At 70.0% G+C, this 17,978-nt stretch carries 3 protein-coding genes; 1 reads left to right on the top strand and 2 read right to left on the bottom strand.

From position 1 onward, the window contains the following. Nucleotides 1-8 precede the first annotated feature (8 nt). Nucleotides 9-8,453 (bottom strand): non-ribosomal peptide synthetase, encoded by an 8,445-nt coding sequence (locus tag QHF85_RS03250; RefSeq protein WP_281325548.1) that lies wholly within the window; start codon nucleotides 8,451-8,453, stop codon nucleotides 9-11. Between the two features lie 435 nt (nucleotides 8,454-8,888). On the opposite strand from QHF85_RS03250, the gene QHF85_RS03245 reads away from it, so the two are divergent. After that, the gene (locus QHF85_RS03245; protein WP_281325547.1) at nucleotides 8,889-17,387 is read left to right on the top strand and encodes a non-ribosomal peptide synthetase; all 8,499 of its coding nucleotides are present in this window, start codon (nucleotides 8,889-8,891) and stop codon (nucleotides 17,385-17,387) included. 77 nt (nucleotides 17,388-17,464) lie between these two features. On the opposite strand, the gene QHF85_RS03240 is transcribed toward QHF85_RS03245, so the two are convergent. After that, on the bottom strand, nucleotides 17,465-17,974 hold the full coding sequence (locus QHF85_RS03240; protein WP_281325546.1) for a GNAT family N-acetyltransferase: 510 nt from the start codon (nucleotides 17,972-17,974) through the stop codon (nucleotides 17,465-17,467). Nucleotides 17,975-17,978: the final 4 nt, after the last annotated feature.

The raw sequence follows: 17,978 nt of genomic DNA, 5'->3' as shown, positions 1-17,978 counted from the left end.
CTCCCGCTTCACCTCGACCCGCGCCGCCCCTGCCGGGCTTGCCGCCTGCGGTCCGCGATCTCCCGGCTCTTTTCGAGCAGCGCCCCGTCCTGGCCCGCCTGCGTGAGCTTCTGCGCGAGCGCCCGCACGGTGGGGTGCTCCAGGAGGTCGAGGATCGCGACCTCCTGCGCCAGCGTATCCCGCAGCTTCGCCTGCAATCGCACCATGTGGAGCGAATGGCCGCCGAGCTCGAAGAAGTTGTCGTCGACGCCGACCTGCGCAACGCCGAGGACCTCTTGCCATGCCTCTGCAATGAGGATCTCAATCTTGCCGGTCGGTTGCTCGTGGACCTTGGCCTCGTGCACCGGCGCTTGCTGTTCGAGCTTGGGAAGCGCCTGCCGGTCGACCTTCCCGTTGGCGGTGAGCGGCAGCGACGGGAGGAGCTTGATGACCGACGGAACCATGTAATCGGGGAGCCGCTCCGCCGCATATTCACGCAGCTCGCGGTCGAGCGGCGTCGCAGCCACGCTCGCCGGCGCCGCCGCCGCCGCCTCGACCCGCGCGGCCGAGGGAAGCGCGCGCCCGCCGAGGAGGCTGTGCAAGAGCACCTGGTCAGCCTCCAATGCGAGGCGCTCGCGCATTTGCGCGAAGGATACGCCGCCGATCGGGCAAAGCCCGAGCCTTCGCTCGCTGGCCTCCGTCATCAAGAGCTGCCCCATGTACCCGGCTTCCAGGGCGCAGAACGCGGGCGAGAGCTCGCCGTAGAGCGGCGCGATCGCGCTCGGTCGGCTGATCATCAGGATCGCGAAGGCCGCGCTGTCGAAGATCGGTCGGTTGACCTCCCCGTACATGCTCTCATCGAGCACGGGCCCCTCGGCGACCCGAAGGAGCCGATGTTCGAGCGGGTGATGATAATACACACCCTCGCCGAGCCCTTCGACGCTGTCTCGCTTGACGTAGACGTAGACCTGGACCGGGTAGAGGCCACCGGCCGACGGATAACGCAGCTTCGGCATTCCGTCGATCTGCGCCTGCATGAGACAGCTCAGCAGGGCCGAAAGGTCGGAGAGCGGCAAGCGCTCCTGGGCGAAGCGCTGGTGGCTGCGGCGCGCATGGAAGCGCTCGAGGAGCGCATCGTTCATCTCGGGCGCGTCGAGCGCGACGCTCGGCGCCTGGGCGAGGTCGCTCCGCATCCCCGGCTGGCGCAGCTTGAACTTCAATCGCTCGAGCGGGTTGTCGATGAGCGAATACCCCGCCGCGCCCCCTGCCGCGGCAGCGAGCGCGGGCGGCGCGCCTTGCTCGGCCGCCTGGGAGACGGGACGCTCGGCAGGCGCGGCGGCGGGCTCCTGGGGCACCACGTAGGCGACCAGGCGGCGAGCGCCGGCCTTGTCGGTGGCGACCACGACGGCCGCGTCCCGCACCTTCGGGTGCCGCGCGAGGGTCGATTCGATCTCGCCGAGCTCGATTCGATACCCCTGGATCTTCACCTGGAAGTCCTCGCGGCCGAGGAACTCGATCGTGCCGTCGGGCAAATATCGCCCGAGATCACCGGTATGGTAGAGGCGCTCTCCGGTGCGCGGGTGCGTGAGGAAACGCGCGCGGGTCTTCTCCTCGTCGCCCCAGTACCCGCGCGCGAGGCCAATGCCGCCGATGTACAGCCGGCCCGGCACCCACGTCGGGCGCGGCGAGAGCGCCTCGTCGAGCACGTGGAAGGTCTGATTGACCATCGGCTTGCCGTAGGGAATGCTCTTCCATTCCGGCGCCACCGTGCCGATCGGATGGAGGATCGACCAGATCGAAGCCTCCGTCGCGCCGCCGAGGCTCACGACCTCCGCGCGCGGCGCGAGCGCCCGCACCCTGTCCGGCAATGCCACGGGGATCCAGTCTCCGCTCAGCATCACCAGCCGCAGATCGTCACCGAGCTTTTCCCGTTTGCCCTCGGCGTGCGCCGCGAGCAGCTCCATCAATGCCGGTACCGAATTCCAAAGCGTTACCTTCGCCTGCTGGAGGAGCCCTGCCCAGCGCCCCGGATCACGCTTGGCGTTCGCCGCTGGAAGGACGATCGTCGCGCCCGCCGCGAGCGCCCCGAAGACGTCGTACACCGACAGATCGAAGCTGAGCGACGAGAGCGCGAGCACCCGATCCTGAGGGGTGACCCCGAAACGTTGGTTGATGTCGACGATGGTGTTGAGCGCACCGCGGTGATCGATCATGACCCCCTTCGGTTGCCCCGTCGATCCCGAGGTATAAATGACATAGGCCAGATCCTCGGGCCTCTGCACCGGGGCGAGGAGCGCGTCGTCGCTCGCCGCCTTCGCCTCGTCGACGCGCGTCCGGCGGACGCTTTCCGGCCAGGGCAGCCGCTCGTCCACCCACGATTGCGTGAGCACGTGCTCGACGGCGCCGTCCTTCAGCAAGAAATGGATCCGCTCCGCGGGCAGGTCGGGATCGATTGGCAAATAGGCTCCGCCGGCTTGCAGGATCGCGAGCACCGCGACGACCTGCTCCCAGCCTTTCTCCATCACCACCGCCACCAGGCGATTCGGCCTGGCCCCGTCCGCGCGCAGCGCCCGCGCAAGCCCGAGGGCCCGCGCCTGAACCTCCTCGTAGGTGAGCGTCCGATCCTCGGTGAAGATGGCCGTTCTCCAGGGTTGCGCTCGCACCTGGGAAAGGAAAGGCTCGTGCAGGAGGCCCGCCGGGACGGGGGCCTCGGTGCGGTTGACCTCCGCCCGCGCCTCCCATTGCTTCGACGGCAAGAGAGCACGTTCGACGTCCTGCCAGGCGCCCTCGTCGTCGGAGAGCCTTTGCAAGAGCTTCACGTAGGCATCGAACATTTCCCCGAGCATTCCCTCGGGGAAGAGCTCCTCGACCGCATCCCAGCTCAAATGCAGCCCTCCCTGGAGCTGCCGCACCTGGTGGTCCAGCCAAACCTGAGGTGTCTGCGTGATCGTATAGGTGACTTCACCCACGAGCGGCAGGCTCTCGGCCAGCTCGTCCGCCGAGGTATCCCCGAGCTCGCTCGTGAAGACCACCGGCATCTTCGCGTCCACGCCCTGCCGCGCGAGCTCGCGCAGCACGCGCACGCCGCTGATGCGCCGGTGATCTAGATCTTCCCACAAACGCTGTTGCAGCCGCCTGGCCCGCGCCTCGAAGGGCGCGTCCACCCGCTGGTCGACGGCGAGCAAGCATAGCGAGGTGAAATCTCCGACGACCTGGTGAATCTGCGGATGTACCGGCAGCCGATTGAAGAGCGTCAGGTTGAGCGTGAAGCTCGGCGACGCGCTCCACGCGGCCAGGACGTCCGCGTACGCCGCGAGCACGACGCCCGAAGGCGTCAGCCCCGCCTGCTGCGCCCGGCGCTTGAGCCGGCTCCAGCGCTCCGGCTCGAGCCGCGCCTGCCGCCGCACGAAGCGCGTCGTATCGATCGACCCGGGGTCCTGCGCGAGCGGCAACTCCGGCGCCGGAGGAAGGCTCGCGATCCGCTCTCGCCAGTACGCGAGCGCCTTCTCGTGTGCGGCGTCGCCCTCCTGGCCAGCCAGCAGGAGCACGTAATCGCGGAACGATGCGTCGAGCGGATCGAGCTTCCACGTCGGATCCGCATACCAGCGCGAGAGATCCCGGAGCAGGAGATCCACGCTGCCGCCGTCGGCGATGAGCGTATCGATGCTGAAATGCAGCCGGATGCGCCGCGCGTCGATCCGGGAAGCGCGAAAATCGAAGAGCGGCCACCGATCGGCGGGCAGGACGTGGTGCGACATCTCGTGCCGGAGCGCATCGAGCCGCGCCGCGCGCGCCTCCGCCGGCTCGCCCGAGAGGTCCTCGTAGCGAATCACGTACGGCTCCGTGCGCTCGAGGATGCGCTGCTGGCCGTCGGGCTGAACCACGGCGCGGAGCATGTCGTGGCGCTCGATGACCCGCTGAAAAGCCGTGCCGAGGCGGCCAAGGTCGAGATCGACCGCCTCGAATTCGACATACAGGTGACACGCGACGTTGCCGAGCTCGTAGATGCCGCTGCGGCCGATCCAGTAGGCCTGCTGGACGTCGGTGAGGGGGAAAGGCTCGTATCGCCGCGCCACGTCGGGCACGAGCGCCGGCGCGGCGTCCGGCGTGGGCTCGGCGCGGCCTTGTTCGAGGAAGGGCGCAACGCCAGCGATGGTCGGTGATTCGAGGAAACGCCGCAGCGGCAGCTCCACCGCGAATGCGCTGCGCACCCGGGCCACGATCTGCGCGGCCAGCAAGGAGTGCCCGCCGAGCTCGAAGAAATTGTCGTGGATACCCACGCGCTCACGCCCGAGCACCTCGCCCCAGATGCCGCCGAGCTTTCGCTCGATGTCCGTACGCGGCGCCGTGAACTCGGCCTCCGGCGTCGTGCGCGCCCTCTCGGGGTTCGGCAGCGCCCGCCTGTCGAGCTTGCCATTGGGCGTGAGCGGCAGGGCTTCGAGGTCCGCAAAGATGCTCGGCACCATATACGCGGGAAGCCGCTCGCCGAGCGCACGGCGCATCTCCGCGTGGGAAGGCCTCGGATGCGCGCGGCTCACGACGTAGGCGACGAGCTGCTTGCCGCCCGCGCCGTCGTCCATCGCGGCGACGGCCGCCTCGCGCACGCCCGGAAGGTTCGCGAGCGCGCCCTCGATCTCGCCGAGCTCGATCCGGTGCCCGCGAACCTTCACCTGCTGATCGGCGCGCCCGACGTATTCGAGCTGGCCGTCGGCGCGGAATCGCGCGAGATCCCCCGTGCGATACATGCGCGCGTCCCCGACCTCCACGAAGGGATCACGCAGGAAGCGCTCCTCGGTCTGCGCGGCGTCTCCATGATAGCCGCGCGCGACGCCGTCGCCCCCGATGTAGAGCTCGCCGACCACGCCGAGCGGAACGGGAGACAGGCGCGCGTCGAGGACGTAGACGCGTGTATTGGCGATGGGCCGGCCAATGGAGATGGAGGCGCCGCCATCCGAAAGGCGCCATACGGTCGACCAGACCGTGGTCTCGGTCGGACCATACAGGTTCAAGACGTCGGCGGCCCAGGGACGGACCTGCCGCGCGACGTCGGGCGGGAGCGCCTCTCCGCCGAGCATCAACGCGCGGAGCGGGCGCTCCGCGGGGGGCTCCTCGCCCGCGGCCAGCATGAGCCTCGCCATCGACGGCGTACACTGCAGGTGCGAGACCGCGTGCTTGCGCAGCGACGCGCCCATCGAATCGGTGGCAGAATCGGTGGCCGGGCGGCGGCTCGCATGCATGAGCGTCGCGAGGTGATCGAGGCTCGAAAGCACCGCGTCGGTGTCGATCCCGAAATCGACGAGGCAGCCAATCTCGTTCACGCCGAGCGCGGCGAGCCGCTCGACGGTCGGCAGACAGCTCTCCGGGGTCCCGAACAGCCCTCCCGTCTCGAAATAGCGGTTGTATGCGTAGCGCATCAGCGCGTCGAGGTCGTCCTCGGTGAAGTCCTCGGCGTCGATGTCGCGGCCGATGCTCCGGGCGAGCCTCCGGACGAGGTCCACCGAGCTGCGCAGGTAATTGCAGAACGGGTCGCGCACGATCTCTCGGACGGACGCGAGGTCCGTCCCGACGAACGTATGCAACATGAGGGTCACGTGCCCCTCGCCGGGGCCATGGCCGTGCGCCTTCCAGGCCTCGCGATAGATGGCGATCTTCTCGGCGAGCTCCTCCGTCGTCTGGCCGAGCAGGTGGGTGAGCACGTTCGCGCCGATCTCGCCTGCCTTGCGGAACGTCGCGGGATCGCCCGACGCCGTCACCCAGAACGGCAGCTCCCGCTGGCGCGGTAGGGGCAATGTGGAGACGCGGACGTCCTGGCCCGCCCCGCCCTTGCGTGTGATCACCTCGCCGCGCCACAGCCGGCGCACGATGTCGATGCCGACGTACATCTCCTCGCGGCGCTCCCGGAAGCGCTCGGGCGCGAACACGAAATCGTCCGCGTGCCAGCCGGAAGCGAAGGAGAGCCCGACGCGACCCTCGGAGATGTTGTCGACGACCGCCCACTCCTCGGCGACACGAATGGGATCGTGCAGCGGCATCACGACGCTGCCTGCGCGGATACCCACGCGCTTCGTGCTGGCGGCGAGGGCAGCCGCGGTCACCGACGGATTCGGGAAGAGCCCACCGAAGGCGTGAAAATGTCGCTCGGGGGTCCAGACGGCGGAAAAACCATTCTCGTCGGCGAACCTCGCCCCTTCGAGGAGGAGTCGATACTTGTCGCCTGCGTCCCCGGCCCCGGCGCTCGCGAAATAGAACAGGCTGAACTCGAGCGAGCGCGCGCGCCCGGCGAGCTCGCCGCTCCGCGACACCCCGGGCGCCCCCTGCTCCGGCTGTACGACGACCCGGAAGCCACGCGACAGCGCCCAGAAGATTTCGAGGACCGAGATGTCGAACGAAATGCTCGTCACGGCGAGCCACGTGCCCGGGTTCTCGTGCGGGACGTGCGCGTCCATGCCGGCCATGAAATTCACGACGTTGGCATGGGTCACCATGACGCCCTTGGGTTTCCCGGTGGAACCCGAGGTGAAGATGACATAGACGAGGTTTTTCGGGTCCACGCCGCTCGCCGGCGCGTCGGGCGAAAACCGCGCGAGGGCATGGTCCTCGGGGGAGAGCTCGCGGACGCGGCGCGCGCCTGCGATGGAAGGGGTGCCTGGCATCGCGACGATGACGCCGAGGCCCGTGTGCTCGACGATGTATTCGAGCCGCTGTCGAGGGTACGACGGATCGAGCGGCACGTAGGCTCCACCCGCCTTGAGCACGCCCAGCATGGCCACCACCATTTCGAGCGAGCGATCGAGGTGAATGCCGACGAGCACCTCGGGGCCGACCCCCTCCTTCTGGAGCGCATGGGCGAGCCTGTTTGCACGGGCGTCGAGCTCCCGGAACGTGAGCGCGCGATCCCCGAAGACGAGCGCCTGCGCGTCCGGCGTGCGCGCCACCTGGAGCTCGAATGCGTGGTGGACGCAGGACGAGCGCGGGACAGGCGTCTCGGTGGCATTCCACGCCGAAAGGATGCGATGCCGCTCGGCCTGAGAGAGCAGCGGAATCTCGTCGATCGGCCGCTCGGGATCGGCGACGACCTCCCGGACGATGGTCGAGAAGTGCTCCATCATCCGCTCGATGGTCGATTCGTCGAAGAGCTCCGCGCTGTATTCGACGAAGCCGGAGAGCCCGTCGGGAACAGGCCCGAGGTCGAGCGTGAAATCGAAGCGCGCCGTCGGGAGATGGGCGTCGAGCGTGCGCACGGCGAGCCCGGGGATCTCGAGCGGCTGCTGCGGCACATTGCGGAGCGAGAGCATCGCCTGGAAGAGCGGCGAGCGGCTCGGATCCCGCGTCGGCTGGAGCTCCTCGACGAGCTTTTCGAATGGGACGTCCTGACGGGCGAATGCGCCCGTCGCCACCTCGCGCGTCCGGCGCAAGAGCTCCCGGAACGAGGGCGACGACGTCAGGTCGAGGCGCATCACCAGGTTGTTCACGAAAAACCCGATGAGCGGCTCGATCTGCGTCCGGCTCCGCGCGGCGATGGGCGTGCCGACGAGAATGTCCTCTTGCCCCGCGTACCGGCGGAGCAGGATGCCGAACGCCGAGAGCACGGCCACGAAGAGCGTGGCCTTTTCGCTGCGGGCGAGCGCCTCGAGCGCCTCGGAGAGCGGCTTCGGTACGTGCACGGGCAGGGCCCCCGCGCGGTGCGCCGCCCCCGCGGGACGAGGCCTGTCCGCGGGCAGCTCGAGGACGGGAAGCGGGCCGCCGAGCTGCCGCCGCCAATACGCGAGCTGCTCTTCCAGCGCCTGTCCCCCGAACGTCTCCCGCTGCCAATGGGCGAAGTCGGCATACTGGAGATCGAGCTCCGGCAATGGTGAAGGCGCGCCTTTCGTGAAGGCGGCGTAGAGCGCGGCGAGCTCCCGGAGCATGATTCCACGGGACCACGCATCCGAGACGATATGGTGGTTCGCGAAGATGGCGACGTGCTCCGCGGCGGAGAGGGCGAGCACCGTCACGCGGAAGAGCGGGCCCGTCGCGAGGTCGAAAGGCCGGGCGGCTTCTGCCTCGATCCTGCGCCGCACCTCCTCGTCCTTCTCCGCATCGTTCACGCGCCCGAGATCGACGAAGGACACGCATGGGCCCACCTCGCGCGCGACGATTTGCGCGGGCGTCCCTTCGGGGGCCATGAAGGTGGTCCGGAGGATCTCGTGGCGACGAACGATCTCGTGGATTGCCCTCTCGAACGCGGCGGTGTCGAGGGGGCCGGAGAGGTGGAGGACGGCGATTTCATTGAACGCCGCGCTCTCCTTGTCGAGCTCCTGGATGAACCACAGGCGCTGCTGCGAGAAGCTGAGCGGACCGGGGCCATTGCCAGGTCGCCTGGGTATGACGAACCGAGGCGCGCTCTCGATCCGTTCCCCTCGGAGCCTCTTCTCGACGAGCGCTCGTTTCTCGGGAGATAGCCTGGAGAGCCGCTCCGCCAATTCGTCTTTCATCCGTTCCATCCTCGAAGCCAGTCGCGCCGATATACGACCACAGGGCCAAGGGCTGCATCAAGCAGAATTCTGCACGACGCCATACAGCCGCCGCGCCCATAGCAACAAGCATGCCCTCATCACGCGCTGGACGTTTCCCTAGCGCTGACAGAACGATCGAGCAACAGAAGCGCAACTCGCGCAAACTGGGCGCATGAGGGGCGTCCTCGCGAAAATGCGTACGCGCGTTTGCGTGAGTGTGCTTACCGTGGCGTTGCGCGAGCGTCCTTCGCGTGGCCGGTGCTGACGGGTGGCACCAACGTTGCTGTCGCATTGACCCCTTCCGGATACCTTGCGTTTCGTCGCCGCTTTGCGCCACCGTACGCCGCACGAACGCAGTCCGATCGCATCGATCCCCCGCCTGCCGAAGAGCGAGCCAAATACCTGATGAATGCCGTGACTCCCCCCAAGAGCCTCGTCGATCTGCTCCGCGGCAGGGCCGAGCGTGATCCGGATCGTCGAGCCTACACGTACCTGCTCGACGAAGGAGGCGAGGTCCACGCGACCTACGCCGAGATGGATCGAACGGCGCGCGCCATCGGCGCGCTGCTCCAGCAAGAAGGCGCGACGGGCAGCCGCGCGCTCTTGCTCTATCCGCCGGGCATGGAGTTCGTCCAGGCGTTCTATGGGTGTCTCTACGGTGGCGTGGTCGCAGTGCCGACGTTCCCGCCCGATCTGGCGCGCTACGAACGGACGATACCACGGCTGCGCGCGCTGCTCCGCGACGCGGCGCCGACCGTGGTGCTGACGACCACGACGATCCGCGACGCCGCATCGGCCCTGCTCGATGGGGACGCCGAGCTCGCGTCGATCCGCTGGCTGGCCACCGACGCGCTCGATTCCGCGCTCGCTGGGGCCTTTCGTGATCCCGACGTCGGGCAGGACTCCCTCGCGTTTCTGCAATACACGTCCGGATCCACCGGCACGCCCCGCGGCGTGATGCTCACCCACGGCAACTTGCTGCACAACACCGAGGTGATCCGCCGCGGCTTCGGCGCAAGGCCGGATTCCGTGGGCGTCATCTGGCTACCGCCCTACCACGACATGGGGCTCATCGGCGGGATTCTCGTGCCTCTTTACGTGGGAATGCAGACGGCGCTGATGTCGCCGCTCGCGTTCCTGCAGCGCCCCATGCGCTGGCTCGAGGCGATCTCCGCGCTCCGCGGCACGGTGAGCGGAGGCCCGAACTTCGCGTTCGAGCTCTGCGCGCGCAAGAGCACCCCCGAGCAGCGCGCCGCGCTCGACCTGTCCTCATGGGAGGTCGCGTTCTGCGGCGCCGAGCCGATCCGGGCGCACACGCCCGTACGCTTCGCGGAGCTCTTCGGCCCGAGCGGCTTCCGAAAAAGCTCGTTCTATCCGTGTTATGGCCTCGCCGAAGCGACGCTCATGGTCACCGGCGGCGATGCCGGAGCGGAGCCCTCGCTGCGTTCCTTCGACGAAAACGCGCTTTCGCACGGGCGCGCCGCCGTTCCGCAAGAAGGCGCCCCCGCGCGCACCCTCGTGAGCTCGGGCCGCTCCGCGTGGGAGTTCGAGGTCCTGGTCGTGGACCCGGAGCGCGGAGTGCCGCGCGCCGCCGGGGAGATCGGCGAGATATGGGTGCGCGGCCCGAGCGTCGCGCAAGGGTACTGGAAGCGGCCGGAAGAGACGGCGCGGACGTTCGGCGCGCGCCGCGCGGACACGGGCGACGGCCCCTACCTGCGTACCGGCGATCTGGGCTTCCTCGACCAAGGCGAGGTCTTCGTCGCCGGACGTCTGAAGGATCTCATCATCGTCCGCGGGACGAACCACTACCCCCAGGACATCGAGCTCACCGCCGAGCGGAGCCACCCGGCGCTGCGCCCCGGCTCCGGGGCCGCGTTCTCGATCGAGGTGGAGGGCGAGGAGCGGCTCGTCGTCGTCCACGAGCTGGATCGCGGCGCGCAGGACCCAGCGGAGATCGGGCGATCCATCCGGCGCGCCATCGCCGAGGCCCACGATCTGCAGACCTACGCGGTGGCGCTCGTGCGGCGCGGGAGCATGCACAAGACGAGCAGCGGAAAGATCCAGCGGCGCGCCTGCCGCCAGAGTTACCTCGAACATACGCTCGAGCTCGTCTGGTCCGACACGGCCGAGGTGGCCCCCGCGCCCCTGGGCACGTCGGCGCCCACAGCGCCCGTGCCGAGGGAGGACGTCCCGCGCTACGTGCACGCGGTCATCGCGGACGCGCTGCGCGCCTCCCCCGAGAAGCTCGACGCACGCGCGCCGCTCACCGCGGCCGGCGTCGACTCGCTGACCGCGGTGGAGATCAAGCACCGCATCGACGAAACGTACGGCGTCGACCTGCCTCTCTCCGGCCTGCTCGGCGGAGCGACGATCGCCGAGATCGCCGCGCGCGTGACCGAGCGCCTCGATGGATCCCCTGCCCCGGCGCCGATCACGGCCTCGCCGGCGACGGAGAGCGAAGCCCCCCTCTCCCACGCGCAGAGCGCACAGTGGTTCCTCTACCGGCTCGATCCCGACAACCGCGCGTACAACATCGCCTTCGGCGCGCGGATCGCCGCCGGCCTGGACGTGCCCTCGCTGCGCCGCGCGCTCGCGACCGTCGTGGCGCGTCACCCGGCTTTGCGAACCGTCTACGGCGAGCGGGACGGCGAGCCCTTCCAGCGCGTTCGCAGCGAGGTCGACCTCGACTTCGAGGTCGTGGACGCCTCGCCCTGGGACGCGCCGACGCTTCAGGCGCAAGCCAGCGCCGAGGCCTACCGACCGTTCGACCTCGAGCACGGCCCTGTCCTCCGGGTGCGACTGTTCACGCGGTCCGACGAGCATGTGCTGCTCGTCGCCGTCCACCACATCGCGGTCGACTTCTGGTCGATCATGGTGCTGCTCGACGAGCTTTTGGCCGCGTATGCAGCCGATCGGGCGTCCGCGCCGTTCGCTCGGCCCGAGGTCGCCGTCCGTTTCACGGACTTCGTGCGATGGCAAGAGAAGCGCCTCGCCGGTCCTTTCGGAGAGCAGCTCTGGAGCTACTGGCGCGCGCGACTCGATGGGCTCGACGATGCGCCTGCGCTGCCGATCGCGCGCGCAGCGATGCCCGGGCGCTCTCGCGCGGCGGGCACGGTCCGGTTCGAGCTCGACCCCGATCTCTCCGCGCGGCTCGTACGTCTCGCGAAGGACGAGCAGGCGACGCCGTACGCCTTGCTGCTCGCCGCCTTCCAGGCGCTGCTCCACCGCTACGGCGGCGAAGACGAGGTGGTGGTGGGGACGCCCGCGGCGGGCCGATCCCGGCCCGAGCTCGCGGGCGTGATCGGGCACTTCGTGAACATGCTCGTGCTCCGCGCGAACGTCGACGGCGCCGCGCCTTTCCAGAAGCTCGTCGCACAGGCGTGTGACGCCGTCACGGGCGCGCTCGAACACCAGGAGTTGCCCTTTCCCCTGCTGGTGGAGCGGCTCCGGCCGCACCGCGACGGCGACCGCTCGCCGCTCCTCCGAACCGTGTTCGCGCTCCAGAAGCCGCACCGTCTGCACGAGGCGGCCGCTTTCGTGCTCGGGCATCGCGACGCCCGCGTCGAGGTGGCCGGCCTCTCGCTCGCGCCCTTCCCCATCGAGCGAAAGACGGCGGCGGTCGATCTGACGATGACCCTGGTCGAGGCCGACGGTGGCTTCTCCGGCACGCTCGAATACGACGCGGATCTCTTCGACGCCGAGGACTGCGCGCGCCTCGTCGAACACTACCGGAGGATCCTGCGCGCGATCGCCGCGGATCCGAGCGTGCCCGTGTCGAGGCTCGCGCTGCTCTCCCCAGAGGAGCGCTCGTGGCTCCGAGAGCACGCGCACGGCCCCTCGGCGGCCTACCCCCGGGCATGCCTGCACGCGCTGTTCGAGGAGCACGCACGACGCACGCCGGAGGCGACCGCCGTGCTGCACGCCGGAGAGCGCCTCGCGTACGGCGAGCTCAACCGCCGCGCGAACCAGCTCGCCCGCCATCTGCGGACGCTCGGCGTGGGCGCGGGGACGCCGGTCGCGCTCTTGCTCGATCGCGGGACGGAGATCGCGGTGGCCCTGCTCGGCGTGCTCAAGGCGGGGGGCGCCTACCTGCCGCTCGACCCCTCACACCCAGGGACGCGCCTCGCGGCGATGATCGAGGACGCGTCGGCGCCCGCGCTCGTGACCCAGAGCCGGATGCTCGACAGGCTGCCCGCGCGCAGCGCCGCGGTCGTTTGTCTCGACCTCGACGAAGCGGCGCTCGCGGCGCAGGACGGCGAGAACCTGGAGCTCACGATCGGCCCGGAGGAGCCGGCGTACCTGATCTACACGTCGGGCTCGACCGGGCGCCCGAAAGGCGTGCTCGTGCCGCACCGCGGGGCGATCAACCTGCTCGCGGCGGTCTCCGCGCTCGCGCCCCTGCCGCAGGCGCCGCGCGCGAGCGCCTGGACGAGCGTCGGCTTCGACGTGTCGGTCTACGAGATCTTCTCCGCCCTGTGCAGCGGCGGCTCGGTGGACCTCGTGCCCGAGGACATCCGCGCCGACGCCGGCGCGTTCTGCCGCTGGCTCTCCGATCGCGGCATCCAGAGCGCGTACGTGCCGGCCACGATGCTGCCCGATCTGCTCGCCGCGCCGGTCGCATCGCTCGGTCGGCTGCTCGTGGGCGTCGAGCCGATCGACGAGCAACTCCTCGTGGAGCTCCGGCGCCGCATCGAGGGTTTGCAGATCGTGAACGGCTACGGTCCCACCGAGACGAGCATCTGCGCGACGCTTCATCCGGTGCCGCGCGACGTGAGCGCGCGTGGCAGGACCCCCATCGGGCGACCGGTGCAGAACAGCCGTTGCTACGTCCTCGATCCGCACGGCGAGCTCTCGCCGATCGGCATCCCCGGGGAGCTCTACGTGGCCGGCGACGGCGTCGCGCTCGGCTACTTCGGCGCGCCCGCGCTCACGACCGAGCGCTTCCTGCCCGATCCCCTCTTCCCCGAGCTCGGCGCGCGCGCGTACCGCACCGGGGACATCGTTCGATGGCGCGGCGACGGAGAGCTCGTCTTCGTCGGCCGCCGCGATCGTCAGATCAAGCTGCGCGGGTTCCGCATCGAGCTCGACGAGATCGAAGCCGTGCTGCACGCGCTCCCCGAGGTGCGTGAGGCGGCCGCCTCGGTGCTCGAGGTGGCGCCGGGCGATCGACGGCTGATCGCCCACGCGGCGCTGCGGCAAGAGGGGAGCGCGACGGGCGAGAGCCTGCGCGCCGCGCTCGGCAAGACGCTCCCCGGCCCCATGGTGCCGAGCGCCATCGTGCTCCGCGGCGCGCTCCCGCGGACGCCGAACGGCAAGATCGACCACCGCGCGCTCCCGCCGCCCGCGCCCGAGGACTACGGCGTCGGCTCCGCTCCGATACGCACCGCGACGGAAGCCGCGCTCGCGGAGATCTTCGGACAGGTCCTCGGCTACGAGCGTGTCGGGGACGACGATTTCTTCGCGCTCGGCGGGCACTCGCTGAACGCCGCGCAGGTCGTCGCGCGCGTTCGCCACGTCTTCGGCGTCGAGCTCCCTCTGCGCGCAATCTTCGAGGCGCGCACCGTCTCCCGGCTCGCCGAGCGCATCGACGTCGCGCGGAAGGCGCAGGAGGGCGCGGACCGAGCGCCGATCGCGCGCGTCGGGCGCGACGGCCCGCAGCCAGCCTCGTTCGCGCAGCAGCGCCTGTGGTTCCTCGATCGATTCGCGCCGGGCAGCCCCGCGTACAACCTCCCGGCCGCGCTCCGGCTCACGGGCGCCCTCGACGTCGCCGCGCTCGAAGGCGCGATCGTGGAGGTGGTGCAGAGGCACGAGGCGCTGCGCACGACGATGGCCGAGATCGACTGGCAGATCGTGCAGCACATCGAGCCCGCGCCGAACGTACGGCTCGTGCTACGCGACCTCCGGGCTCTGCCCGAAGAAGCTCGACGTGCCGAGGCCCATCGCCTCGCCGAGGAGGAAGCGCGGGCGCCGTTCGACCTGGCTCGTGGGCCCCTCCTGCGCGCCACGCTGCTGCGTCTGGACGAGCACGAGCACGTGCTCTTGTTGACCCTGCACCACGCCATCTCCGACGGCTGGTCGGTGGGTGTGCTGGCGCGCGAGATCACCTCGCTTTACGCGGAGCATCTCCGCGGCGAGGCGTCGCGCTCCTCGCCCTTGCCCCTCCAGTATGCGGACTGGGCCACGTGGCAGCGGGAGCGCCTGCAGGGCCCGCGGGGGGACGAGCTGCTCGCCTACTGGACGGGCAAGCTCGCGGGCGCGCCGGCGACTCTGGATCTGCCGACCGATCGCCCGCGCTCCCCGGAGCCGACGTTCGCCGGGGCCAGGGTCGCCGTGGAGGTGCCCGCGGCGCTCGCGCGCGCGGTCGCGGAGGCGGCAAGGCAACGAGGAGCGACGCTCTTCATGGCCCTCTACGTCGCGTACGCCGCGTTGCTCTCGCGTTCTTGCGGCACGGACGACGTGGTCATCGGCACGCCCGTGGCGAACCGTGATCGTGCCGAGACCGAGGATCTCATCGGGCTCTTCGCCAACACGCTCGTGCTGCGCACCGACCTGTCCGGCCGCCCGGGCTTCGGCGAGCTGCTCGCGCGGGCGCGCGAGGCGACCCTTTCGGCCTACGCGCACCAGGACATGCCGTTCGAACGGCTCGTCGAGGCGCTCAGCCCCGATCGCACGGCCACGCGGACGCCGTTTTTCTCGGTGATGTTCGCGCTCCAGAACGCCCCCTTCCGCCCGCCCGCGCTCGCCGGGCTCACGGTCGAGCCGCTCGACGTGCACACGGGCACGGCGAAGTGCGATCTCTCGCTGTCGCTCACGGAAGCCGAGGATGGCAGCCTGCGCGGCGACCTCGAGTACGCCACGGAGCTCTTCGACAGGGAGAGGATCGAGCGGTTGGTCGCGCACTTTCGCGCGCTTCTCGCATGGTTCGTCGAGGATCTCGAACGTCCCTTCGACGAGGCGCCCCTCCTCTCCGCCGACGAGCGGCGCGAGCTGCTCGAAACGTGGAACGACACCGCCACCGGCTATCCGCGCGAAGCGTGCGTCCACACCCTGTTCCAGGAGCAGGTGGCGCGCACGCCGGAGCGCATCGCCGTGGTGTTCGAGGGGCGCGAGCTGACCTACCGAGCCGTCGCGCAGCGCGTGGGCCGCCTCGCGGACGAACTGCGCGCGCGCGGCGTCGGTCCCGGGACGCTCGTGGGGGTCCTCCTCGAACGATCGGAAGAGCTCGTCGTCACGCTCCTTGCGGTGCTCGCGGCCGGCGGCGCGTACGTGCCGCTCGACCCGGAGCACCCCACCGAGCGAATCGCCTCGATCCTGGAAGACGCGCGCCCCGCGCTGCTCGTGACGGACGAGCGCTCGCCGAAGCTCCCGTTCTGGCAGGGGCCCACGGTGCGCCCGAGCGAAGGCAGAGGCACGCACGAAACCAGGCTCGCCCCGCGTGCCGACGGCGGCGCCACGGCCGAGGATCTGGCGTACGTGATCTTCACCTCGGGCTCCACCGGCCGTCCGAAGGGCGTTCAGATCTCGCACCGATCGGTCGTCAACTTCCTGTGTTCGATGCGCCAGCGTCCGTGGCTCCGCGAGGGCGACACGCTGCTCGCCGTGACGACCGCGTCGTTCGACATTGCCGTCCTCGAGCTGTTTCTCCCCCTCGTGGTCGGAGCCAAGGTCGAGATCGCCTCGCGTACCACCGCCGCCGACGGCCCCGCGCTCCTGCGGGCGCTCCAGACGAGCGGCGCGCGCGTCATGCAGGCGACGCCGGTCACCTGGCGCATGCTCGTCGCCGCTGGCTTTCGCGGGGCCCCGGGCTTCATCGTGCTCTGCGGCGGCGAGGCACTGCCACGTTCGCTCGCGGACGCGCTGCTCGAAGGCGGGTCCAGCGTGTGGAACCTCTATGGCCCCACCGAGACGACCATCTGGTCGACGGTGCACGAGGTCGGCCCGGGCCGAGGCGCCGTGGTGCCCATCGGCCGCCCCATCGCCAACACACGGGTCTACGTGCTCGGGCCGCGAAAAGAGCTCTTGCCCGCCGGTGTGCCGGGGGAGCTCTACATCGGCGGCGACGGCGTCGCGCGTGGCTACCTGAACCGCCCGGAGCTCACGGCCGAGCGCTTCGTCGCCGATCCGTTCGTCGACAGCCCGGGGGCACGGATGTACCGCACCGGCGACCGCGCGCGCTGGCTCCGGGAAGGCAGCCTCGAATACCTCGGCCGCGAGGACCACCAGATCAAGCTGCGCGGCTTCCGCATCGAGCTCGGCGAGATCGAGGCCGCCCTGCGGCGATACCCCGACGTACGAAGCTCGGTCGTCGTGGCACGCAAAGGACGCGACGGCGACGATCACCTGGTCGCCTACCTCGTCGCCCCGGGCGCAGCGCTCTCCGCCCAGGCGCTGCGGTCCTTCCTGCAGGACAAACTCCCCGCGTACATGATCCCGTCGAGTTACGTCGCGCTGGACGAGCTGCCGCTCACGCCCAACGGCAAGATCGATCGGCGCGCGCTTCCGGAGCCGGACGCCCTGCAGCTCGATCGCGGGCAGGCGTTCGTCGAGCCCCGCACCGAGGTCGAGCGGACGCTCGCCGCCATCTGGGCCGAGGTGCTGGGCGTCGAGCGGGTCGGGCTCGAGGACAACTTCTTCGACCTCGGAGGGCACTCGCTGCTCGCCGTGCAGCTGCTCGGCCGAGCGCGTGCCGCGACCGGCGTGGAGCTGCCATTGCGGCGTCTCTTCGCGGCCCCGACGCTCGGCGCGATGGCCGCCCTCGTCGAGGAGGAGAGCCGCGCGGGCGCGGACCAGGAGCTGCTCGAATTGCAGGCGCTGCTCGCCTCCGTCGAGGCGATGTCGTCGGAGCAGGCCGCGGATGCGGTCGCCGGCGAGCCGTCCGCGGGGAGCGGCGATTCGGGGCGCGACCAGGGTTGAAAAAGAACGGGGGCAAACCCGGCGCGCGCCGGATTTTGCCCCCGATCGTTCGATATCGACGCCGCCGGTCCAGGCGCTCAGCGCGCAGCTTGCGGTTCTACGCTGGAGAACACCTGCGTGGGATTGCCGTCGATCTCGATTTCCTCGAACTTTCCCCCGGTAAACGCGCCGATGACGTTGCGCCAGAACGTGATGGCCGGCGCGTTCGCCCGCACCTCCGTGATCTCCCACCGCCCCCGGAACATGTCCAGGATCGCGAGGGCGGCGGCGCGCCCCACGCCGCGCCGGCGAAACTTGCGCAGCACGAAGAACTCCGCCATCTGGAAATCGCGCTCGGGGGACATGTACGGGAAGGGAGCCTGACCGATGAGCGCGAAGCCCGCCGGGCGGCCGTCGATCCGGATCACGAGCTTGTGCGTATCGGACCGCTCGCTCAGCCAGAAATCGAGATAGTCGGGCTGAAAGACCCCCTGCTCGTTGATCTCGTAGAAATCGTAAAACGACGTGAGATCGTGAAGGTAAAGGGGGTAGAGGTTGCGCAGGAGCGTCGTGTCGGCGCTCGTGGCTCGGGTGATTTCGACGCTCATACGA

The organism is Polyangium sp. 6x1, assembly GCF_029946515.1.
GTDB lineage: Bacteria > Myxococcota_A > Polyangia > Polyangiales > Polyangiaceae > Polyangium.
Note: the sequence above shows the minus strand (reverse complement) of the source record. Positions and strands in the feature narration are given on the sequence as shown.

Coding starts and splice junctions, on each gene's coding strand:
- QHF85_RS03250 (WP_281325548.1), bottom strand. CDS start 8,453: ATGAAAGACGAATTGGCGGAGCGGCTCTCCAGGCTATCTCCCGAGAAA.
- QHF85_RS03240 (WP_281325546.1), bottom strand. CDS start 17,974: ATGAGCGTCGAAATCACCCGAGCCACGAGCGCCGACACGACGCTCCTG.